The organism is Chryseobacterium wanjuense (assembly GCF_900111495.1).
Classification (GTDB): domain Bacteria; phylum Bacteroidota; class Bacteroidia; order Flavobacteriales; family Weeksellaceae; genus Chryseobacterium; species Chryseobacterium wanjuense.
Map to the genome: position 1 here is coordinate 889,627 of NZ_FOIU01000001.1, position 23,803 is coordinate 913,429.

A 23,803-nucleotide genomic window follows, 5' to 3' on the forward strand; every position below is an offset into this window, starting at 1 on the left:
TGATTTTCACTTTGTAATGGAGATTTTTTTAAAATAATTTCATTAATTATTTTAGCATAAATAATTTTAAAACTCACCAATACTTATTGATAAAACCAAAGCGAACTCTCATGAAAAGTTCGCTTTATTTGATTGCTAATTAAGAAATTTAAATTTGTTATGACCCAGGCTTTACAAAAGTTTGCCAGCCTCTCATCGTTTCGATAAAACGTTCACTCAGCCCGCCTTCACGAAGAAAATCTGCCGTTACGGGCAATTTTGGGCTATCATACATAGGATTTGCTTTTACCTGAAGCGGAAAATCCCGTTGAAGAATTCCGGCTCTTGCAATTAAGACAAAATCGCATCCTTCATCTAATAATTCTCCGGCTCGTTGTGCACTCATTATTTTCCCGGCAGCACCCAAACGAACACCTTTTCTTGGAAGTTCTGTAAAAACGCTCAACATCGTTTTTCCCTGAAAAGCTCCTTCCCTTACAAGCTGAGCCGAATCCCAAAGTGCCAAATCCAGATAATCAATCAATTCCTTATCAAAAATTTTGGCAGTAATTTCACGTAATTCTTCCAAACGCAATCCATATCGCTCAATCGACAAACGCCAACCGATTTGAAAATTGTTTCCACAAGCTTTTCGAATTCCTTCAATCACTTCAATCGTAAAACGAGCACGATTTTCTACACTTCCTCCATATTTATCTTTCCTGTCGTTAAGGTTTGGTGAAAGAAATTCAGACAGTATCCAACCAAAAGCACCGTGAACAGAAACTCCGTCAAATCCGGCCAATTGCGCTCTTTTTGCCGCTTCAATAAAACTATCACGGATTCTTTCTACTTCTTCCGTTGAAATGGCTTTGATATCTTTTAATGTTTTGCTTGATGCAGGAGCGGGAATTCCGCCTAAAGATGGCACGGCTCTGTGTCCAGCGTGATGCAATTGTACCGCAGACAATGCACCTCCTTCACGAATTGCTGTGGCCATCTTCGTTAATCCCGGCAAATGTTTATCGCTGTGGATGCCCAACTGACGTTCAAATGCAATCGCTCCGGCTTCTACTGTTGAAGCACTGGTTTGAATCAAACCATAACCGCTTTGTGCCAATTGTTCCATCCAGAATTGATCGTATTTTGATGCAGTACCGTCGAAATCACTTTGCTGGCTGGTCAATGGAGCCATCATAAAACGATTTCTCATGACGGGGCCGTGAAGAAAAGTAAGGGGTTTAAATAAATCAGAAACAGACATTATGTTTAAATTTTATGTTTTTATTTAGATAAGTTTTGTCTGTTTGCAAAGTTGGTTTTTCAGGCAGTTAGTAAAAATGGATGTTTTTAATTATATAATGGATATTTTTATAAAGAGTTTTAGGTATCATTATATTTTATTCCACAAAATTATTTAAGATCCATTTTAATATTTTTAAAGGTGACGATATACATGAATGTGCAGATCATATTTTTATAAAAATGTCGATTCTGCCACTCAATTAAACTAGATATGTTATAAAACAAATAATATTTATTTTTTTTGTTCGGTACATCCAAATATAGTTGCCTAATTTTTGTCACATTCTATTGAAAGAATCACAAAATGGAATTGTATCTAAATGAAATTTGATAAACGGAAATTTAAACATACAGGAATGAGAACCCTGGTTTCCTAAAACAACATGTATCTGCTCTAGCATTATTCTTTGTATTACACTCATTTAATTTTTTTGAACATTAGTTTCCGCAGTTAAGCACGGGGTGTTCGACATATAACGCTTTAATTCATTAAATAAGTTAATAAGCTAAAGCTTTTTTTAAGTGCTTTTATGAATAAAATATATAAGAAAAAAAAATTAAAACAATTTTATACCGATCGGTATAAAATTGTTAACTTTGTGATATTAAATATAGTCAACATGCATATTAAGTATATTTTTAAATGAAGAATGAAAATAATGTCAAGATTATTGAGATATACTTTTTGGTGTGTATTCAATTCACGTGGAAATATTTTGAGAAAAATTTTTCATCAGTGATTGTTTAATTGATTATTTCGAGATTTAGTAAAATTTTTTTAACCAATAATATACCGATCGGTATATTTTAATATTTTTTTTCAGAATGAATGAAGTATTTATTGTATCTGCTAAAAGGACTCCAGTTGGAGGTTTCTTAGGAAATTTAGCAGAGTTTTCTGCAACACAGCTGGGAGCATTAGCTATTAAAAATGCTTATGAAAGTATTTCATTAGATCCGGAATGGATTAGCAGTGTTTATATGGGTAATGTGTTAAGCGCAGGACTTGGGCAATCTCCAGCTAGACAGGCTGCGGTATTTTCACAGATACCTTATGATAAGGATGCAACCACCATTAATAAGGTCTGTTCATCGGGAATAAAAGCAACTATTTTAGGGGCACAGCAAATACAGACGGGCCTAGATGAAATTGTTGTTACGGGAGGAATGGAAAGCATGAGTAATGTACCACATTATGCTTTTTTACGCAAAGCTCTGAAATTAGGAGATGCCCAACTCATCGATGGATTGACAAAAGACGGATTATGGGATGTTTATAATGATTTTCATATGGGAAGCGCCGGAGAACTTGGGGTAAAAAAATATGGTTTAACCAGAGAGGAACTAGATAATTATGCCTTAGAATCATACAGAAAAGCCAGGGAAGCCACTGAAAAAGGTAAATTCAGAAATGAATTGATAGAAATAAGTATTTCATCTAAAAAAGAAAAGATTATTATCGACAGGGATGAAGACATTTATAAATTAATTCCAGAAAAGGTATCGCAACTCAAACCTGTTTTTGAAAGTGATGGTTCACTCACGGCTGCCAATTCAAGTAATTTAAATGATGGCGCAGCTGCTTTAATACTTGCCTCTGCAGATGCAATTAAGAAATACAATCTTCAGCCATTGGCAAAAATAGTTTCTTATGCTGATGCAGCACAAGCACCCGAATGGTTTACTACTTCACCCTCAGTTGCCATAACAAAAGCTCTTAGATTGGCTAATCTCAATTTATCAGAAATAGATTATGTAGAAATTAATGAAGCATATGCTTCTGTGGTTCTTTCTAATCAGCAAATTTTAGGTTTGGATCCTGAAAAAATCAATTTGTATGGAGGGGCAGTGGCATTAGGGCATCCAATTGGGGCGTCAGGAGCAAGAATTATAGTAACTCTACTCAGTATTTTGGAACAGGAAAAAGGTAAGTATGGTGTGGCAAGCATTTGTAATGGGGGAGGCGGAGCTTCGGCTATTGTTATTCAAAATTTGAACATATAAATCTACTTATCTATGAATACTCAGAAAAGAACAAGAACAACATGTATACTTTTCAACGTAAGTACAATTAACAAATAAAAATAATTATGAATGATCTATTGAAATTTGCAATAGAAGGCCACGGAGGCCTCGAAAACTGGAATAAATTTAATAAAGTGTCCGCCCATATAAATGTAGAAGGTCTGACTTGGGAGAGGAAACAACAACCTGGAATTTTAAAGGATGCTAATGTCCAAGTTGATCTCAAACAGCAAAAAGTATCATTTGTTTCGGTAAAAGAAGAATGGGAAACTATTTTTGAACCGCATCTTGTATATACTAAAGCCACGCATGGTGAAATTCTAGAAGAACTATCTAACCCCAGAGAATCTTTTGAAAAATACACCCGGGATACCCCTTGGTCACGTCTTCAAGCTTTTTATTTTGCAGGGTATGCCATGTGGACTTACTTTAATGCTCCATTCTGTTTTAATGACCCGGAATATGAGGTAACCGAGATTGAACCTTGGGAAGAAGATGGGGAAACTTACAGAAGATTGCAGGTAATCTTTCCTGAACATGTTGCCACACATAGTCGTGTCCAAACTTTTTATATAGATAAAAATGGTTTAATCAAAAGACATGATTATAATGTGGAAATTTCCGGAAATGCGGCAGGTGCACATTATTTATATGAATATCAGACAGTGCAGGGTATTCAATTTCCAACCAAAAGACGGGTATTTATTCGTCAAGAAGATAATACATCATTGCAGCCAGAGCCTATTTTAGTCTCCATAAATTTTAGTAATATTAGTCTGACATAAAAATAAAGAAGTAATGAAGTAATATTATATATGGCAACGATATATTTGAAAGTGCCGGATCATATTTATTTATATAAAAAAGTAATCCTGCCACTCTTATACAATTAAACTAGATATGTTATAAAAACAAATAAAATTCTATTTTTTGGGTTGATACATTCAAATATATAGTTGCTAATTTTTTTTTAATGAAATGCATTTCCGTAAATTTGACTTGTAAAAATAAATCTTAAGTAAGAATGGAAAAGTATAATTATGGGGTTATCGGTCTTGGAGTAATGGGCAGAAATCTGCTTTACAATATTGCCGATAATGGTTTTTCTACCGTAGGATTCGATTTGGATGAGGAAAAGGTAAAAGAACTTCACAATGGGGCAACTCCGGGAACATCGGTTAGAGGAACAGCTTCTCTGGAAGACTTTGTATCAGCTTTGGAAAGTCCGAGAAAAATTATTTTAATGGTTCCTGCTGGAAAGCCGGTGGATGCTGTTCTTGAAAGTATTACACCACTTCTCAACCCGGAAGATATTGTAATTGACGCAGGAAATTCTTATTTCAAAGATACTGAGAGACGCATTGCTGATTTAGCCGCTAAAAACCTTCATTTTATGGGGATGGGAGTTTCAGGAGGAGAACAAGGGGCAAGAAGAGGGCCAAGTATTATGCCCGGTGGAGATTGGGAAGCTTTTAATTTAGTTAAACCTATGTTAGAATTAATATCAGCAAAAGTGAATGATGAGCCTTGCACAGCTTACATGGGAAAAGGTTCCGCGGGACACTATGTGAAAATGGTTCACAACGGAATCGAATACGCTATCATGCAGTTAATCACTGAGGCTTACGATTTGCTGAGAAAAGGAGCAAACCTGAACAACGATCAATTGTATGAAGTTTTCAAAAAATGGAATGAAGGTGAAATGAATTCTTTCCTTATTGAAATTACCAGAGATATTTTCCTTCAAAAAGATGATTTCACAGGCGGTTTTCTTGTCGATCAGATTTTAGATAAAGCAGGGGCAAAAGGAACCGGAAAATGGACTTCAGAGCAGGCAATGGAAATCGGGGTTTCGATTCCGACTATCGATATTGCGGTAACTTCAAGAATTTTATCCGCTTATAAAGATGAGAGAGTGAAAGCATCTCAATTATATGCTAAGGGAGAAATGAAAAGACCGGAAAATATAGAATTGTTCATTAAAGAAGTAGGAGATTCATTATATTTGGCTACCTTGATCAGTTATGCTCAAGGTTTGGCATTACTGGTAAAAGCTTCTACAGAATATCAGTTTGAAATTCCGTTAAAAGATGTTGTAAAAATCTGGAGAGGTGGCTGCATCATTCGTTCTGTTTTATTAGAAAAATTCTATATGGCTTATTCTAAAGATCATAAATTATCTAATATCTTATTGGATCAGAAAATTTCAGAAATCGTAAAAGATAAAATTTCTTCGTTAAGAAAAACAGCTTCTTTTGCTGCATCAAATGGAATTCCAAGTTTAGGAATTCAGACAGCTTTAGGATATTTCGAAGCGTACACTACAGAATCTTTACCTGTAAACCTGCTTCAGGCTCAGCGTGATTATTTTGGTGCACATACTTACCAAAGAATCGACAGAGAAGGAATTTTTCATAGTTCATGGCAAAACCTAAACAACTAATTTCGAAGATGGGCGATAATACAATCCTGCATCCAACAACTGTTGTTATTTTTGGTGCTACTGGTGATTTGGCAAAAAGAAAACTTTTTCCTGCGTTTTATAATTTGTATGTAGATGGAAGAATGCCGAAAGGGTTTAATATTTTAGCTTTAGGAAGAGCTGAAAATACGGATGAAAAGTTCAGAGCTTATATAAAAGAAAATCTGGAGAGTTTTTCAAGAAGGAGTGTTACACCGGAAGACTGGGCAGGCTTTCAGGCACATATCAGTTATTTTCAGCATCAACTGGATGAAGAAAAATCCTATCAAAATTTATATCAAAAACTGGAAAGCTTTGATAAAGTTTACGGAATGAGAGGAAACAGGCTTTTCTACCTCTCCATTGCGCCAAACTTTGTATCGGTAATTTCAAATCATATTAAAAATACATCAATAGCATCGGATCCTGCAAAAGATCGAATTATTATCGAAAAACCTTTTGGGCATAATAAAGAATCTGCTATAGAACTAAATAATCTTCTTTCACAAACCTTTCAGGAGGAACAGATCTATCGTATTGATCATTATTTAGGCAAGGAGACGGTTCAGAATATTTTAGCATTTAGGTTTGGAAATTCAATTTTTGAACCCTTATGGAATCACAGGCATATAGAATCGGTGCAGGTTACTGTTGCCGAAGAAGTGGGGGTAGAGACGAGAGCCGGTTTTTATGAACAGACAGGAGCTTTGCGCGATATGATCCAAAATCATCTTTTGCAAATTCTTTGTATGGTTGCCATGGAACCTCCCGTTTCACTCGAGTCTGGTGAGATCAGGGATCGGAAAGTGGATGTGTTAAAATCGATCCGCAAAATTTCACCTGATAAAGTAGATCATTACGCTGTGAGAGGTCAGTACGGAAGAGGAAAAGTAAAAGGATTAAAAGTAAATGGTTATCGTCAGGAAGAAGGAATTGCTCCAGATTCAAATACGGAAACATTTGTTGCCATCAAGTTCTATCTGGATAATGAAAGATGGGAAAACGTTCCTTTCTATGTTCGTACAGGGAAGAAGATGAAGGAGAAACATTCTTATATTACGATTCAGTTTAAACCGCTTCCGCATTCTACATTTTCAGAAACTACGTCACTTCTGTCGGCAAACCGATTGATTATTAATATCCAGCCACAGATGGATATCAGATTACAGTTTATGTCTAAAAAGCCCGGCCTTTCCTTAGAACTGAAACCCGTGGAAATGATTTTTGATAATTTTGCCTGTCATACAGATACTCCGGAAGCGTACGAAACACTTTTACTGGAAGCACTTGTAGGAGATCTTACTCTGTTTATGCGCTCTGATCAGGTAGAAGAAGCTTGGGATGTTGTAAAAACGATTCAGGAAACGTGGGAGGAAACGAAGGATTCTTCTTTCCCGAATTACGAAGCAGGAAGTTGGGGTCCCGATGACAGCAATGCATTGTTGGAAAGACAGGGGCATCAATGGATTTAAAATTTAATTAAAAAGTAAATGGATATTACAATATTTAATGATCTGGATGTTCTGTATAAAAATGCAGCGGATCTATTCGTAGAACTTTCAGAAAAGGCAATTCAAAAACACGGAAGGTTTGTGGTTGCACTAAGCGGCGGTTCTTCTCCAAAAGCTATTTTCAGCTTATTAGCGACTCCGGAATATGTAGAAAAAATAGAATGGAGCAAATTCTATTTTTTTTGGGTAGATGAAAGATGGGTTTCTTTGGACGATGAAAAAAGTAATTTTAAAATGACTTTAGAAACGCTTTTGGATAAAATTCCCGTAAGTGAAAATCAGGTTTTTCCAATGTATAAAGACGGAATCGAACCTGAAAACTATGCCAAGGTGTATGAAGAGCAAATCAGAAATGTTTTGGGTGAAAATGGTATTTTCGATTTTATCCTTTTAGGAATGGGTGACGATGGTCATACGGCATCTTTATTTCCGGGGGAAAAAGTTTTAGAAGAAAAAGAAAAATGGGTAGATGCTTATTATCTAAAGCCTCAGGAAATGTACAGAATTACTTTAACTGAACCCATCATTAACAAAGCCGAAAATATCCTGATTGTTACGTTTGGTAAATCTAAAAAGCATGCTCTGAATGAGGTTTTGAATGGAAAATACAATCCACAACTATATCCGCTTCAGTTAATCGAAAAAAGAAATGGAGTAAAGATTTTTACTGATGAAGAGGCAGGAGTTTAATGTTTTTAAACAAAAAAATTGGTAGTGACTCACTAACTATGTAAATTAAAAAGTTATTCCGGAAAACTTTGAGCCCTTACAACTCAAAAAATTTTCCGGAATAACTTTTTCTGTATCGAAAAAAAAACTATAAACTGTTTCCTGTAGTAACATTTGGAGAATCTGGAAATGGTTTTGTTCGAATCAAAAATGTTGAAAAATTTTAGAAACAGAAAACCGTAACCAAAACGCGTATACGCTTTTGATGCAGCTTAAAAATGCAGCGAGTGAAGAGGAATAGTTTCTTCTTAATAAGAAGAAAATAAATTCTAAAACCTATTTTAACAATGTTAAGGTAAAGCTATTTTCTCCAAAATTAGATCTTGTTACATTAGACGTGCACCCTCCACTGGTTCGCACACGCATATAATATGTTCCAGATTGCAAATATGCTATATTGGAGGTATATACGAAATCAAACCCAATAGATCCGCTTGAAAGATGGATGTCTTGGTTGGGAAATGCATTGTTTAACCCTGTGGTTGGACTTTTACTTAAGTTGAAAGCAATAAATTCACCACAATTTACAGGTGATTTATCTGTAATCAGACGTGTTGTGATAATATAATCGCCAGGTAGCGCTCAAAGATTCCATTCAAATATATCGTTGCCTCTTCAAAATATTCAAGAAAAAACCTACTCTTAAGAACTCAAGAGTAAATATTCTGTTTTAAAGCATAATATTTTTTTCAATACTAGTAATATCGTTTGATTTTTTACGTTTGACAGTAAACTAAGAACCCTTATGCCTAACATTAAAACTTTCATTCATCTAATTTCTCCTCTACAATTAGCTTAACATCAAACCCAAATTTACTATTTGACAGATTTTTACTACATTAAAATTTAAACTCAATGCAAAAATTGTTTTTTAAGACTGCTGTCACCGCCGCTGTCCTCTGTTTAAGTTCCATGGCTCTGGCGCAGCAGAAATACTCAGTAAGCGGTACTGTGAAAGATCACAAAAATGGAGAGCTGCTGATCGGAGTTACCATAAAAGTAAGTGAAGATCCGTCTATCTCCGTGATTGCTAACGAATATGGCTTTTACTCACTGTCACTTCCCGCGGGGAGTTATACGCTGATTGTCTCATATCCGGGTTACCGGGATTTTGAGCTGCCTGTAAAGGTTGAACAGAATACAAAACTGGATCTGCCGCTCGACCAGGAAGAAAAAGAGGATGAAAAGGTAGGAAAGATTGATGAAGTTGTTATTTCAGGAATCAAAAAGGATAAAAATCTTACTTCGGCCCAGATGGGAACTGAAACTCTAAGCATCAAAAATATAGAAAAACTGCCAGTTTTATTCGGGGAAAAAGATGTCATGAAAACGATACAGCTTTTACCGGGAATCAAAAGCAACGGGGAAGGAAGCAGTGGATTCAGCGTAAGAGGTGGAGCTACAGACCAGAACCTGATCTTACTTGATGAAGCTCCTGTTTATAATGCTTCGCATCTGCTTGGCTTTTTCAGCACCTTCAACAGTGATGCACTGAAAGACGCCAGCATTATCAAAGGGAACAGCCCTGCCCAGTACGGAGGCCGCCTTTCCTCGGTGATGGATGTTAAAATGAAAGATGGAAATAATAAAGATTATAATGTGAATGGAGGGATCGGACTGATTAGCAGTAGGCTGAGTGTGGAAGGTCCAATTCAGAAAGAAAAATCTTCTTTTATCGTTTCCGGAAGAAGAACCTATGCTGATCTGTTTCTTAAGGCGAGTGATGATTATAAGGATAGTAAGCTGTACTTCTATGATCTGAATTTAAAAGCCAATTATCAGATCAATGAAAACAACCGCCTTTATCTGTCCGGGTATTTCGGAAGAGATGTCCTGGGGTTGGGCGATACGTTCTCAACAGATTGGGGAAATACAACCGCTACGCTCCGATGGAACAGCATCATCAGCAGTAAACTGTTTTCCAATACTTCATTAATTTACAGTAATTACAATTATAAGCTCAGCCTGAAAAGCAACGATAATACGTTTGGTTTAGATTCCCAAATTGAGGATTGGAACCTTAAACAGGATTTTACCTGGTTTGCGGGAAATAAACATTCGGTACGTTTTGGGCTTCAGTCTATTCATCATACAATTACACCCAGTAGTGCTTCGGGCACGAGTGTGAGCAGCTTTCCGAGAAATCCACGAAAATCATGGGAAAATGCAGTGTATATCAATGATGATTTTAAAGCCACTGATAAACTGACCGTAAATTATGGTTTAAGACTTTCTACCTTCAGTATTTTGGGCGGTGACACGTATAATACCTATGACAATGGGGTAATTACAGACAGCCGGTTTTTGGAAAAAGGTAAATTCGGGAAAACATATTTTAATCTTGAACCGAGAATTACCGCCAATTACCGTATTAATGAGGTGAGCAGCATCAAGGCCGGATATTCCCGCAACACACAGAATCTGCATCTTCTGAGCAACAGCAGTAGTGGAAATCCTACAGATCAGTGGATCGGGAGCAGCTACAGTGTAAAACCGGAGATAGCCGATCAGATCAGTGCAGGGTACAGCAGAAATTTCAATAACAACAATTATGAACTGAATGCTGAGATCTATTACAAGTCTATGCAGAACCAGATCGATTTTAAAAACGGTGCGCAGATCACTTTTGATACGGCAGCAGATGTAGAAAGTGAATTGCTGTATGGTAAAGGAAGAGCTTACGGATTGGAATTGATCGCCAAGAAGAAAAGCGGAAGACTGACCGGATGGATCTCTTATACTTTATCTAAAACGGAACGAAAAATAAACGGAATCAACGATAACGACTGGTACAACGCCAGAATGGATAAAACCCACGACCTTTCTATTGTAGCCACTTACGAGCTGAATAAAAAATGGTCTTTATCCGGATTATTCCTTTACAGTACAGGAAATGCCGTTACTTTCCCTACTGGGAAATACGAGCTGAACGGACAGACCATATTTCAGTACAGCAGCAGGAACGCAGACCGTATGCCTGCCTATCATAGAATGGATCTGAGCGCTACCTATGAACCGGAATCCACCAAACGTTTCAAAGGCTCATGGTCATTCGGTATTTATAATATCTACGGCCGTGAAAATGCTTACACAATTACTTTTGAGGATAATCCGAACAATCCGGGGACAACGCGAGCTATGCAGACTTCCCTTTTCCGTTGGGTCCCAAACATCACTTACAATTTTAAATTTTAGATCATGAAGAATATTATTTTTATCATATTATCGCTGTTTTTACTGACTTCCTGCGAAAAGGAAATAGATCTTGATCTGGATGACAAGAGTGGAAACATCGTCATAGAGGGCAATATAACGAATCAGCCGGGACCATATATTGTAAGAATCACAAAATCTGTAGCTTTTACCCAAAACAACCAGTATCCTGCGGTTGCTGATGCACAGGTTGTTGTAAGTGATAATACAGGCCAGACGGAAACCTTACAGTATGTGGGTGACGGAAAATATATAACAACAGCTTTTACCGGAGTGACCGGGAGAACTTATACCCTGAAAATACAGGCTGAAGGAAAACAATATACAGCTCAAAGTACAATGCCCGAAGTTGTCAACTTTGATGGTCTGACGCAGGATTCGTTTACGTTCGGAAGTGAAACCACTTATACGCTTTTACCTGTTTTTACTGATCCGGCTGTATTGGGGAACCGTTACCTATTCAATTTTACGATCAATAACATGACGAAAAAGACGTTTGAGGTATTTTCAGATAATGTGAATAACGGAATGGTCAACCAAAGACCTTTGTTCCTTCCCAATGAGGACAACGATGATGATCCCACTGATCATAAGGTAGTGCCTGGAGATACTGTTTATGTAGAAATGCAGTCCATCGATCACAATATATTCACCTATTATTCTGCTCTTCTGCAGATTTCAGAGGATGGCGGACCTGGCGGAGGTGTAACTCCTTCCAATCCTCCAAGCAATATTGATAATGGAGCCCTGGGATATTTCTCGGCACATACAGTACAGAAAAGAAGTATTATCATTCAATAGATTATAATCACCAAGCTATAAAAGGCTACTCTTAATGATGAGAGTAGCTTTTTTTGTCAGTTATTTCTTTTCAGATATGTTAAAAAGCTAAACAAAGCCGTTTAAAGGGTTTAATATCTCATAATATTTAATAGTTTTTTCCTTTTGTGCATCCGTAACCCAATCTTCCCATTGGCAAGTGTAGGGGTTGTACCCACATTTTAAAGGTTTAGAGACATCCATTCCGTCTTTGGTGTGTGTACGTTCTGTATAAGCTCTGCAATCGGTACAGATATATCTGAACTCACAATCTTTACAAATTTCTATTTTATCTTTGCTAAGATCCCAGTATTTTTTGAAATCCTGATGTTGTAATGCATGTTCCAAATTCGTATTTTTTACATTTCCGAAGGTTTGTGGCATAGACGGGCAGTTTTTGATATTACCATTAATATCTATGCTTATTTTACGATTCAGGCAGCTATTGTAATGGAGAGATTCTGTAAAAGTTGGAATATTAATTGAAAATAAAGAGCTATCCACAATACCACAATGGCTTTGGCTGTCGACCAATGTTTTAGTTTGTAAAATATATCCCATTCCGTGCATTCCTTCTTTATAAATATGAGTCTTTGCAGCTCCCGTAATAGTAAGATTACTAATTTTACCATTTTGCTCTACAAAATCTTCAACCTTCTTATAAAATTCAGTATCCGTAGTTTTATAGGGTACTATAATTTCTATTGATTTTATTTGTGAGTTGTTTATTAAAGCTAATATTCTGTGCAGTTCATCCCAATCAGCTTCCCTGAAAAAACGGAATTGGATGAAATTACAACATAAAATTTCCAGTTGTTTTAAAAAATCTTCGTCAAAATAAGATAGACTGCTTTGCCCATCTAAAACACAATGCGAAATGTGTGCTGGAAACAGCCATTCGTTGGACATTTTAGGAAAACAATTCAATTCCTGCTGTGAACAGTAAAAAGCCAGTTCCTTTTCTTCAAGAAAATCAAAATATTCTTTTAGAATTTCTCTTCCCTCATCATCCAGCTCTTCCATTGTCTTTACTATATCAATATACCTTTCGTCTTTAAATAAAGAGGCGAAAACAAGAGGAATGGGGTAGATGCTGCCTCGCTGCAGATCACAAATAATTGCTCTGGAAGCTCCATTCACGATAATACAATGGCTGTACAAAAGCAAAAAATTTTCCATAATTTACAATATTGAAGTCTTAGAATATGGTTTGTAGAATGGATCGGATCGGATGATCTCAGCATTGTATTTTCCCAGGCTTATTGTTTTTGGCCGGGAAGTTTTTTCTCGTTTAAAAACCTGAATATTCCAGCTGTCTATATTGAGAGGCAGCTTATCTCTGTTTTCTTCAATCCAGGTTTTTATTTTTTCTTTTATTTTATCTTCTTCAGTCATTAGTTTCATTTATTAAATCAAGCGCAATTTCCCTTTCTATATCATAATTACAGCTTTTTGAAAGCCACTGGAATTGTCCTACCGGATTCACCTCAAGGAATACATATTCTCCTTCCGGTGTGTAGATCATATCAATAGAGCCGGAATTCATATCGATACTTTGCATAAAACAGATGAGTTTTTGCTCAATTTCCTGTGGTAACTTATATGGTACGCAACGGTTTGGCCGTTCTTTATCATAATTTCTGAAATCAATCTTTGTTTTTTCGCTGGCTTGGGAGAATATAGCCATTGGATAAAATTTTCCCTTTAAATAGAAGATGCGGAGTTCATATTTCTTCTCAATGTATTGCTGGTAAAGAGAAAAGGTTCCTTTAGTTTTCTTATTTTTTGGTAGAATGTCCTCTCTGCGTAAAATTTTTACACTTGGTTCAATTACAATATTGTAGTTCTCATTATAAGATGCTTTTATTGCATTCATTTCAATATCTTTTGTGATTATCTTTTCGTGGATTAAAGAAAAATTAATCAGATCTGCTGTATTGTTTGTTACCAGAACATCAGGAATATTTAAGCCGATTTCCATAGCGGCAGACAAGTTTGCAATTTTATTGGTGAAATTATCATTGAATGTATTTATATTTCCTTTTTTTCTTAATATATGATACAGACAATTATTAATATGTTTGTTTTCCCTGTGAAAATTACTTTGTATTCCATTCATCAATTGTTGTGATAGGAGATTGTTTGTTTTCAGAATAGAATCGTTATAGCTAAATCTTCCTCTTCTATACCAAAATGATTTTATTTTTAGAGTTTCAAGGTTATTGTTGATATTAAAGTGCTCTCCATTTTTATAACTTAGCTGATATGTGAAATTGTCTACTATAATTGTATCGTTTAACCGAAATAGATCATTTCTGTTTTCATTGAGAAAAAGTATCCAATCTATTATATCATTCGTAGACTTGTCATCAGAGTTGCTTTGAATCAGATACATTCTTTATAAATTGAATATTAATTATAGTATTAAAAAAAAATGCCGAAGCAAATGCTCCGACAATTAAAAATTTCTTAGTGAGCAATGGGTGAAAGCCAGACACCATTAATCTGATATTCAGTACATCCATATATATAACCAGTAACAACGCCATGTATATTTTTAACTTCTGTGATCTCCTGTCTGTCTGGAACAGGAGCACCAGTATTAACATCTCTGGAGTTTGTTGCTGATATAAATCCTCCTTTAATCATTCCCATTTTTTCGTTGGACATTGCTTCAAATTTTGAAGACTTTAAGCTTTCTAGTTTCATGTTATTTAGATTTGGTTTTCGCTCCTTTCTTACCGCCACGGAGCAATTGTTCAGCGTACAGCATTGTATTCAGGATCGCTGTGTCCCCGGATATAATATGGTTGCAACTTATTATATTACTTACCAAGTGTGACAGATATTACATGCTTAGTACCATCTTCGCCCCAGAAAACCTGTGTTAGAAGCTGGCCGGTACTATCATTATAAACATTAACATCATGAGAAGAAAATTCTGGGTGCCCGTTGTTCATAAATATTCCTGAATTTGTTGCCACATTTCCGGCTCCTCGGATTTTACTCATTTGGTTATTGGTAAGCGGTTCAAGCTTTTCAGATGTTAAACTTTCTAATTTCATATTAAATTATTTGGTTGTTAATTTATTTATTTGGGTATTAATTTTTATAAGTGATTATGCATAATAGGACATTTGCAGACCGGTTTCAGAATCTACAAAACTTACATGCTGTAGTCCTTTCCCATTATCATCCCAGATCAATGTGTCAGAGCTGGCTGTACGTATACCGCCACCAGGTAATCCAATTAAGGATCCCGAGCCGGTTCTCTCGGTATACCCACCTTTAATCATACTCATTTGACTGTTCGTCATAGCTTCAAACTTTGAAGATTTTAAAGATTCTAGTTTCATGTTATTTAGATTTGGTTTTTGCTCCTTTCTTACCGCCACGGAGCAATTGTTCGGCGTACAGCACTTTATTCAGGTATAGCTGTGTTCTCCTGATCCTTGTTGTAAAACAAAAATACTATAGCATTGAAAACCAATATAGAATAAACCAGCAAGTGTTTACTTTCGGCGCGTAAGTGTAAAAATCCAGTAATAAGTGTCCGTTTAGTCCCGGTATTCTATCCGAAGCAGGAAATCGTTCTTTTTTCGCACAGATACTTCCAAAACAGAATTATCTGTCATCATCACCTGGCCGCCTTTCCCCTTTATATACTCTTTTAGATGAGAAAGATTAATTAAATGCTTGTGATGGATTCTGAAAAAGTTATATTCCAAAAGATGTTTTTCAAATTCAGAAAGTGTCTTGGATATCAGGATTTTTGTTTTATTGTTAAGATGAAAAATTGTATAGTTGGAGTCTGCTTCACAATGCACAATATCGGCAATATCAATTAATGTAAAGCCCTGAGCGGTAGGTAAGGCAATTTTATTCTGTCCCGGATTATTTACTAAGTTTTTTGTTTTTTTGATATTGTTCAATGCCTTGTTTACAGCAGTTACGAAATCTATTTTTTTAATAGGCTTTAAAAGATAGTCTGTCGCTCCGTTCTTAATGGCCTGAATGGCAAAGTTTTCAAAAGCAGTAATGAAAATAATTTCAGACTGAATCTCTTTAAATTTCGAAAGAAGGTCAAAGGCGTTGCCATCCTTCAGCTGAATATCCAGAAAAAGTATGTCGGGTGAGTTTTTAGTAAGATATATATAAGCATCTTCTACACTTGCTGCCTGAAAGGCGATTTGGATCTCCGGAAATTCATTTTGCAGCAAGAGGGAAATGTAATCTCTGCCGTCCTTTTCATCATCAATGATGCAGGCCTGTATTTTTGTTTTCATAAGGTGAAATGTATAGTTTTATCTGTGTTCCGTATGTTTTTTCAGAAAGACTGTTGATTTCCAAAACGACGTTGGTATCAAAGAGCTGTTTGAAAGTGTCAATTCTCTTTTGGGAAAGCTTAACCCCGAATGAATTATTTTTCGCCATTGTTTCCTGTTTATTTTGAATACCCACACCATTATCCTCAATAGCAATAGAAAGTGTAGAGTCTGAGTAATCAAATGCAATGTCAATTTTTCCTTTGCGGTCTTTAAGCCCGGAAATACCGTGTTTTATAGCATTTTCTACGAACGGCTGTACGAGTAGGGAGGGTATCTGCCATTCCGGGTTTACCCTCTCAGAAACAGTAATTGTATATTCGAGCTGATCTTTTAAGCGCAATTTTTCCATGTTCAGGTAAAGGGAAAGGTATTCTGTTTCCTCTTGCACCGACATAAATGTTTTTTCGGAATAGTGCAGTGTTTTCCTGATCATTTGAGAAAAGATGTCGAGATAGTTTTCCGTTTCATTATAATCTTTTTTGTAGAGAAGAAACTGGATAGAATTGAGACAATTATAGATAAAATGGGGATTTATCTGGGCTTTAATAGCCTGCAGTTCAAGTTCTGCAATTTTCTTTTCATGAATGATTTTCTTTAATTTTTTATCCCGCTGTTTGTGAAGCGTAATATTTATTACAATCACTATCGGTAAAATCATTAGTAATGCAGCCGCAGCTTTGAACCACCAGGTCTGCCAAAACCTGGGCTTAATCTCTATCGGCATTGAGGCATAGGTATAGGATTGTTTTCCACCATGGCCTAATCCAAACACTTTAAAAATATATTTCCCCGGAGGTAAAGAATTATATATGATTTTTGATGAATTACTGATGTTCCAGTTGTCATTAAGGCCTTCCATTTTATATTTGTAGCTTATTTTTCCCTGAGAGGTAAAATCAGGAAAGCTCAGATTAAAAATAATATCGTTGTGTGGACTTTCGGTGGTCAGATTGTTGCTGATATCAAAATACTCCCGGGCTCCTATGATGACTGAATTGATGATTACTTTTTTATTAATGAACTTTTGCTGGGTCAACAGCTCCTTAATGGATAAAATACCTAATCCCTTGGAAGTACCTATATACAAAGTATCTTTTTTGATCACGCATCCGGCAACTTTATCCGAGGGAAGACCGTCTGTTTGGGTAAAAAGGTTGATTTTAGGTTTATTCTTTGTTAGTTCTATCCTTATCAGCCCGGTATTGGTGCTGGCCCAGAGAATATTAGGCTTTTCAATATCTATTTTTTTTATTTGGTTTGTGACCAATCCGTCTGCCTGTGTAATCTGTTTAAGGATTTTGTGATTATTAAATATAACAATTCCATGCAGATTGGTTGCGCCGGCATATAAGTTGTCTTTCAGCTTTTTTAGATCGGTAAAATAATAGCCTTCCAGAAACAGTTTCTTTTGCTTATTTTTTACATTTACTTTATACAGATCTTTGAAACTCCCTACAAACAGGCTGTCGGGTTGATAAGATAATGCGGTGTAGGATCTTTCATTAAACAGAGTATCGACTATTTTTTTCAATTGATAGTTATACCGGCTTACATTCGAACTGTTGCAGATAAGCACTTCATTGTCGAGGTAGGGGACTATGTTTTTGATATTAAACGTCTGTAAAGATTTGGGTGTGAATGATTTAAAATTAGAAAGATTCATCTGAGATACCCTTTGGGTTTGCCCAAAAAGTACAGTTTTGTCATTGGCAAAGATTGCCCTGTGTTCATTTTTTTGTGAATGGTCCAATACAAACTCCGTGTATTTTTTATTTGGGGAATAGATAGCTGCTTTGGATACATTATAACCGAGGAATACCGAATTGGAATTAGCAGCGATACTCGTAATATTGGCAGAATTTTTTATCTCGGAAAAATAGTTGATATAATTGGCAAAAAAATTTTTAGAAATAAAGAATATGCCGTTGTCCCGGGACGAAAACCAGATGTTTTTATCCTTGTCTATTAAAATATCATTGATAACATAATCCTGAAGGAATAAATAGGGCTTCTTTGAGGGAGAGAAATTTGTAATAGGTTGATTAAAAAATAATATTCCGCCACTATTCAGGCTTACTAAAAGTCTTTCATTATCATCGATATGAATGTCATGAATGTCATGCTCTTTTTCTAGTTCGAGGGTATGTATTTTATTAAAAGTGTCTCCTTTACGGCGGTATAAGAAGATCTTATTACCGTTTTTGTTAATTGATATGAGGATATTGTTTTTTAATTGAACCAGCCATTCCTTTTTTTCTAGCTTAATAATAAAAACATGTTTTTTCTTTTTTAGAATATTATATGAAAAAATGTTGTTGTTTTGATCAGATAAAAGAAGCTCAAAAGAGTTTGTATCAAAATCAATAAGGCTAAATCGGTTTTTATCAGGATTAATATATAATGGAATCGTTTGTACCTTACCATTTTTATATTTGTAAATACAGCTTAAGTCGGTTGTATTTAAAATGAAAGATTCATCTCTCTGCTTATTGTAATACGCTTCAAAACCTCCTGTTCCGGTTTTTATTTTACGCAGCTCCGGATCTGTATCTGTATTGTAAATAGCCCCTTTTTCTAAGTATGCAATATTATTAAGGAAAGGGATGATTAAAATTTTGTTTTTTAATGTTAATACTCCCAGTACTTCTATATTTTTCAGTCCCTGTTTCGCATTATAATTTTTAAATTCAATCCCATCAAATCTGAAAAAACCATTATCACTGCCTATCCAGAGAAAACCCTGCTCATCCTGGATCAAACGGTAGGTTACTGTACAATTCAACCCATCTTCCTGATTATAATTTATCATCCCTGGAATTTGTGCAAAAAATAAGGATTGAAAGAAAATTATAAATATAAAGACAGCGAAATGATAAACATTTTTCATAATCTTTGTTGAAAGACTATCCCTAGCAGATGGTCATTTGTTTCATGGGTTACTAGATAACTATGGAATTACAAATAAGTTACTTTTTAAACAAAGCTACTCTTTAGAGGATTTTCGAGCTTCTCCTCTATGTATTAGCATAATCATAAGCGGTAAATATATAAAATATTTCAATTGAACATGAAATATTTTACAAAAAGCCAGAGAATCCATAATTATTAAAATATTCGTCTTGTTTCCTGAAAGTATACCATCACAATTATACATGTTGATACTCTGAGTTGTCCTATAGGTGAGGTTTTAAGGCTTTACCCACACTATAACTTTTGCCTCATTTCGACGTCAAGAACCCCGCTGAAGAAAAATATGAAGGCTAAGAACGGAAAAAAAATTAATGCTTTCCTAGTCCTTAAAGAAGATCCATACTAAGAGCAATCGCAGCTCAACCATCATCAAAAACAGCCCCGAAGAATCATTGAACTCTTCAGGGTTGTTTTTTTTATGTACTACTTGTAATCTTAATCAGTGTTTACCAATCCCTCGGTCGGTGCTCTACCAAATTTCTTCTTGAAGGCATAAGAGAAATGCGACAGGCTTTCAAAACCCAGGTCGAGATAGATGGAAGACGGTTTTTTATTTTTACTTTCAAGGAGATGCCGGGCCTCATTCAGTCTTTTATCCTGCAGCCACTTACGTGGAGGCATTCCGAATATCTTCTGAAAATCCCTTTTAAAACCTGAAAGGCTTCTCCCGGTCAGCTGTGCCAGCTTTTCAACTGGCACATTGAAATGATAATTGCTCAACATAAATCTTTCCAGATCTATCTTGTAAGGCTCTGAAAAGTCGAACAGAAAATTATGAAGCTCAGGAACGGCAATCAGTATTAGCTTGATGCCTTCCTTCACCTTTAACAGCCCCAATTCATCGGTCATTTCAGTACCAGAGCTTCTGGCATAGGGAACGATCGACTGGAAATACCCGGTGAGAAACGCATTATTGGGGAGGCATAGATTCGGAGGTCCGGTGTATTTACCGTGAACTTCCATTTTATCCTCCAGCGCGATCTGGCGCATCAGATCCTCTTGCAGGGAGATGACGATCGTTTCATAATGACCATTTGGTCCAGGCGTTTTAGTCAATGTTCCAAGCTGATTTTTATGGACCAGCAATACATCTCCGGCAGAGATGCTGATATTCTGATCCGAGGTTTCCAGAACCATCTGTCCGGAGACCTGCAATACCAGGGTATGGTGATTCCAAACACAGGCCTTTTCCTTCCGTTCTGAAGAAAGGTAGGAGTAGAATATAACACCGGGAAGAATTTCTGCTGGACTTTCCATTTATCTTTGTAGGTAAGTACCACCTTTGATGGCACCTATTGCAAATGTAGTGTTTAAAATGTTCATCTCATCCGGGGTAAACACAATTTCCATTGCAGGGATATTTTCAGGCAGCCTTGACCTTCGGCTCATGCTCACCAATGGCATGATATGGTCGCCCTGTTCTTTCACCCAGGCAATCGCAAGCTGTGTCGGGGTAACATTTTTAACGTGAGCCATTTCTTTTAATACGGCCACTTTTTCAAGATTATGGATCAGGTTGTCACCCTGAAAACGGGAGAAGTGATTCCGATAATCGTCAACTGGCAACGGTGCCTGTAGGTCACCGGTTAAAAGACCTTCTGCCGTATTGGTAAATGCTACGACGCTGATCCCTAATTCTTTAGCCGCCGGCAAGAGGTCATTTTCAATCTGACGATCTGCCAGGGAGTAACCGATCTCCAGTGCGCTGATAGGATAAACGCTGTTGGCTTTCCGAAGCTGATCAGCAGTGATTTCAGATACCCCGATATGACGTACCTTGCCTTCCTCCACCAGGCCGGCGATCGTTCCGATAATGTCTTCGATGGGCACGCTGTCGTCCATTCTGCAGGGCTGATACAGATCAATGGTTTCAATACCCAGACGGGTCAGCGAATAATTGACAAAGTTCTTGATTGCTACAGGACGCAGATCCAGCCCGATCCATTGACCATTATGGAATATCGCTCCGAATTTTACACTGATGAAGGCCTCATCCCGTCTTCCTTTTAAGGCTTTTCCGATGAGCATCTCATTGTGGCCTGCACCGTAAAAATCTCCGGTATTTAGGAAGTTGATGCCGCTGTCCAAAGCCTGATGAATGGTTGCAATACTTTCCGTTTCATCCGGTGTCGGCCCGCCCCAGACCGAAGACATTCGCATACACCCAAGACCCAGCTTGGATACCATAGGTCCATTCTGACCTAATTGAATTTTTGAAATTTCTGACATGTGATTGATTTAATGTAACAGGACAAAGGTCTCCATTTATCAACCAACTGACTTTCCTGTATGGTTCAATTTACTTTCCTGTATGGTTCACTATTATAGCAGTAAAGCAAGGTCATTGAAGATGTTCTCTTTACAATTTAAGCTAAAAATTATCATTTTTCACAGGAGATCACTTCCTTCGCCAATTGCTTATTGCCCCAATGATGCAGATGTTTGATGAAGGGGATCAGTTCCATCCCGGTTTCGCTTAAAGCATATTCTACTTTTGGCGGTACCTCGTGGTACACTTTTCGGGTAATCAACCGGTCGTCCTCAAGTTCCCTTAAAGTCTGTGTCAGCATTTTGGTGGTAATATCTGGCAATGTCCTTCTCAGTTCTCCGTAACGTAATACTTCCTTGGAATTAAGGTGCCACAATATCCTTCCCTTATATTTTCCTCCAATCCGTTTGAAGGCATAATCCACACCACATTGCTGATCGATCTCAGCAGGTGCTATTTTATTTTTCATCTTTTTATAAATTTAATATATTGATTTTCAGTAATACATACCTTTTAGTTCATAGATTACCAAAAAGTACATACTTGTGGTAAAGATACCATTAAATTAATTTTGTACCATCATTTTAAAAAAATTAAAGATGCAACAATCAGATAAAAACAAAAGCCATTTTGGAAAAGATAAAATAATGAAAGCCGTGCGTCAGCATGAGTTCGGAGGTCCTGAAGTACTGATATATGAAGATGCTCCTGTTCCAGAATTAAACAAAGGAGAGGTACGCGTAAAAGTTAAGGCAATAGGCCTCAATCCCCCTGACTGGTACCTGCGTGACGGATACAAAATGTTACCTCCCGAATGGCAGCCGAAAGTTCCTTTTCCCATCATTCTGGGTACAGACATTTCGGGAGTCATTGAATCGGTTGCCGATGATGTGAAGGAATTCTCAGTAGGTGATGAAGTATATTCGATGGTGAGATTTCCAAGCTATGGCCCAAGTCAGGCTTACGCAGAATACGTTAATGTGCCTGTGTCAGAACTTGCTGTAAAACCAGCCGGTGTTGACCATATCCATGCAGCCGGAGCTCCGATGTCGCTTCTTACCGCTTGGCAGTTTATGATTGAGGTCGGTCACGATGAGCAGAATCCACTTCAGCCGAATAAACACATGCCGGTTCCTCTCGAAGGTAAAACCGTACTGATCAATGGAGCAGGGGGTGGAGTAGGTCATTTCGCAGTACAGATCGCTAAATGGAAAGGCGCCAGAGTGATTGCCGTAGCTTCCGGCCGGCAGGAAGAATTAGTAAGAGAGCTGGGTGCCGATGAATTTATTGATTATACCAAAACAAATGCTGACGAAATCTTAAAAGATATCGATCTTGTTATTGATGCGGTAGGAGGACCCAAGACAGGAAGATTTTTAAAGACATTGAAGTCCGGCGGATCATTATTTCCGATCTTCCCTTTAGGGTTTTCAGATCGTGATGAAGCAGAAAGGTTAGGGGTCAGTGTATCGGCGACCCAGGTACGTTCCAATGGCAAGCAGCTTTCAGAACTTGCAACGTTGCTTGATCAGGGAATCATCCGTGTTGTGATCGACAGCACGTTTCCCCTTGCTGAAGCCCGTCAGTCTCATGAAAGAGCGGCCAGAGGGCATATACAGGGAAAGATCGTCTTAACTGTAGATCAGTAATTATTAATCTAAACATTAAAAATAAGCAAGGCTTTCTTTGAACTCAGAAAGCCTTGCCTTATAGTATACTCTAATAGTAATTCGATGAAAAAGACATTAACAGAAGACAAAATACAGCTCAAAGAGCTTATAGACCAAGTATCCATTTTGGGAGACCAAAAAGATTTCAACAACCAGGTACAGCTTTTTACAGAGAACGCCCTATCAGAAACCAGAGCAGAAGGTAAAGTTATTATGGAATTAAAAGGACGCGATGTTATGGCTAAGGCTTTCGCAGAATTTCTTAAAGATGTGGAGACCGTTTACCATTTTAACGGACAATCCCTATTTACCATCAAAGGAGATGAGGCTACAGGCACCTGTTATTGCCTGATCACATTGATCAGCAATCAAAAAGACAAGAAGATCAGGACTACCATAGGAGCTGTTTACAATGATCACTATGTCCTTCACGATCATCAATGGCTTATTGACAAGCGCATAGGAGATTTTTTGTGGCAAGAAAAATGCGAAATTCACTCTTCCGAATTATAGCAGCCGTTTAG

Annotated in this window: 21 protein-coding genes; 9 read left to right on the top strand and 12 right to left on the bottom strand. The window is 36.9% G+C overall.

Features of this window, described 5'->3' with window-relative positions:
* Positions 1 to 157 precede the first annotated feature (157 nt).
* Entirely contained in the window at positions 158 to 1,243 is a 1,086-nt protein-coding gene (locus tag BMX24_RS04010; protein ID WP_089790776.1) for an NADH:flavin oxidoreductase, read from the bottom strand.
* A gap of 866 nt (positions 1,244 to 2,109) precedes the next feature.
* On the opposite strand from BMX24_RS04010, the gene BMX24_RS04015 reads away from it, so the two are divergent.
* The 7 genes from BMX24_RS04015 to BMX24_RS04045 all read left to right on the top strand — a co-directional run bounded on the left by BMX24_RS04015 (position 2,110) and on the right by BMX24_RS04045 (position 12,024).
* A complete protein-coding gene (locus BMX24_RS04015) occupies positions 2,110 to 3,288 on the top strand; it encodes an acetyl-CoA C-acyltransferase (protein WP_089790777.1) in 1,179 nt (392 codons plus the stop codon).
* An 86-nt stretch (positions 3,289 to 3,374) separates the two neighbouring features.
* Positions 3,375 to 4,094, top strand: a complete 720-nt coding sequence (locus tag BMX24_RS04020) for a hypothetical protein (protein ID WP_089790778.1) — start codon at positions 3,375 to 3,377, stop codon at positions 4,092 to 4,094.
* Between the two features lie 239 nt (positions 4,095 to 4,333).
* Positions 4,334 to 5,752, top strand: a complete 1,419-nt coding sequence (gene gndA, locus BMX24_RS04025; protein ID WP_089790779.1) for an NADP-dependent phosphogluconate dehydrogenase — start codon at positions 4,334 to 4,336, stop codon at positions 5,750 to 5,752.
* A gap of 8 nt (positions 5,753 to 5,760) precedes the next feature.
* Positions 5,761 to 7,242: a glucose-6-phosphate dehydrogenase gene (zwf, locus tag BMX24_RS04030; RefSeq protein ID WP_089792730.1), complete on the top strand. Its 1,482-nt coding sequence runs from the start codon at positions 5,761 to 5,763 to the stop codon at positions 7,240 to 7,242.
* 18 nt (positions 7,243 to 7,260) lie between these two features.
* Positions 7,261 to 7,971 carry a 6-phosphogluconolactonase gene (gene pgl, locus BMX24_RS04035; RefSeq protein WP_089790780.1) on the top strand — a complete coding sequence of 237 codons (711 nt, stop codon included), beginning with the start codon at positions 7,261 to 7,263 and terminating at the stop codon, positions 7,969 to 7,971.
* Positions 7,972 to 8,865: 894 nt separating this feature from the next.
* Positions 8,866 to 11,205, top strand: a complete 2,340-nt coding sequence (locus tag BMX24_RS04040; protein ID WP_089790781.1) for a TonB-dependent receptor — start codon at positions 8,866 to 8,868, stop codon at positions 11,203 to 11,205.
* Positions 11,206 to 11,208: 3 nt separating this feature from the next.
* On the top strand, positions 11,209 to 12,024 hold the full coding sequence (locus tag BMX24_RS04045) for a DUF4249 domain-containing protein (protein WP_089790782.1): 816 nt from the start codon (positions 11,209 to 11,211) through the stop codon (positions 12,022 to 12,024).
* 87 nt (positions 12,025 to 12,111) lie between these two features.
* On the opposite strand, the gene gwsS is transcribed toward BMX24_RS04045, so the two are convergent.
* The 11 genes from gwsS to BMX24_RS04095 all read right to left on the bottom strand — a co-directional run bounded on the left by gwsS (position 12,112) and on the right by BMX24_RS04095 (position 22,078).
* Positions 12,112 to 13,221, bottom strand: a complete 1,110-nt coding sequence (gene gwsS / locus BMX24_RS04050) for a grasp-with-spasm system SPASM domain peptide maturase (protein ID WP_089790783.1) — start codon at positions 13,219 to 13,221, stop codon at positions 12,112 to 12,114.
* Between the two features lie 3 nt (positions 13,222 to 13,224).
* The gene (locus tag BMX24_RS04055) at positions 13,225 to 13,437 is read right to left on the bottom strand and encodes a hypothetical protein (RefSeq protein ID WP_089790784.1); all 213 of its coding nucleotides are present in this window, start codon (positions 13,435 to 13,437) and stop codon (positions 13,225 to 13,227) included.
* On the bottom strand, positions 13,430 to 14,437 hold the full coding sequence (gene gwsG / locus BMX24_RS04060; protein ID WP_089790785.1) for a grasp-with-spasm system ATP-grasp peptide maturase: 1,008 nt from the start codon (positions 14,435 to 14,437) through the stop codon (positions 13,430 to 13,432). Before gwsG ends, BMX24_RS04055 begins: the two co-directional genes overlap by 8 nt.
* Before the next feature lie 74 nt (positions 14,438 to 14,511).
* A complete protein-coding gene (locus BMX24_RS04065; RefSeq protein ID WP_139176725.1) occupies positions 14,512 to 14,751 on the bottom strand; it encodes a hypothetical protein in 240 nt (79 codons plus the stop codon).
* Between the two features lie 116 nt (positions 14,752 to 14,867).
* Positions 14,868 to 15,107: a hypothetical protein gene (locus BMX24_RS04070; protein ID WP_089790787.1), complete on the bottom strand. Its 240-nt coding sequence runs from the start codon at positions 15,105 to 15,107 to the stop codon at positions 14,868 to 14,870.
* Between the two features lie 54 nt (positions 15,108 to 15,161).
* The gene (locus BMX24_RS20990; RefSeq protein ID WP_139176728.1) at positions 15,162 to 15,398 is read right to left on the bottom strand and encodes a hypothetical protein; all 237 of its coding nucleotides are present in this window, start codon (positions 15,396 to 15,398) and stop codon (positions 15,162 to 15,164) included.
* Positions 15,399 to 15,599: 201 nt separating this feature from the next.
* A complete protein-coding gene (locus BMX24_RS04075; protein ID WP_089790788.1) occupies positions 15,600 to 16,328 on the bottom strand; it encodes a LytR/AlgR family response regulator transcription factor in 729 nt (242 codons plus the stop codon).
* Positions 16,297 to 19,179, bottom strand: a complete 2,883-nt coding sequence (locus BMX24_RS04080; protein WP_170835650.1) for a sensor histidine kinase — start codon at positions 19,177 to 19,179, stop codon at positions 16,297 to 16,299. Before BMX24_RS04080 ends, BMX24_RS04075 begins: the two co-directional genes overlap by 32 nt.
* 596 nt (positions 19,180 to 19,775) lie before the next feature.
* Positions 19,776 to 20,597 (bottom strand): helix-turn-helix domain-containing protein, encoded by an 822-nt coding sequence (locus tag BMX24_RS04085; RefSeq protein ID WP_089790790.1) that lies wholly within the window; start codon positions 20,595 to 20,597, stop codon positions 19,776 to 19,778.
* Positions 20,598 to 21,569 carry an aldo/keto reductase gene (locus BMX24_RS04090; RefSeq protein WP_089790791.1) on the bottom strand — a complete coding sequence of 324 codons (972 nt, stop codon included), beginning with the start codon at positions 21,567 to 21,569 and terminating at the stop codon, positions 20,598 to 20,600.
* Positions 21,570 to 21,721: 152 nt separating this feature from the next.
* Positions 21,722 to 22,078, bottom strand: coding sequence for a winged helix-turn-helix transcriptional regulator (locus BMX24_RS04095; protein WP_042722127.1), 357 nt, complete (start codon positions 22,076 to 22,078; stop codon positions 21,722 to 21,724).
* A gap of 130 nt (positions 22,079 to 22,208) precedes the next feature.
* Between BMX24_RS04095 and BMX24_RS04100 the strand changes: the two genes are divergently transcribed.
* Positions 22,209 to 23,258: an NADP-dependent oxidoreductase gene (locus tag BMX24_RS04100; RefSeq protein ID WP_228404672.1), complete on the top strand. Its 1,050-nt coding sequence runs from the start codon at positions 22,209 to 22,211 to the stop codon at positions 23,256 to 23,258.
* An 84-nt stretch (positions 23,259 to 23,342) separates the two neighbouring features.
* The gene (locus tag BMX24_RS04105; protein WP_089790792.1) at positions 23,343 to 23,792 is read left to right on the top strand and encodes a nuclear transport factor 2 family protein; all 450 of its coding nucleotides are present in this window, start codon (positions 23,343 to 23,345) and stop codon (positions 23,790 to 23,792) included.
* Positions 23,793 to 23,803 lie beyond the last annotated feature (11 nt).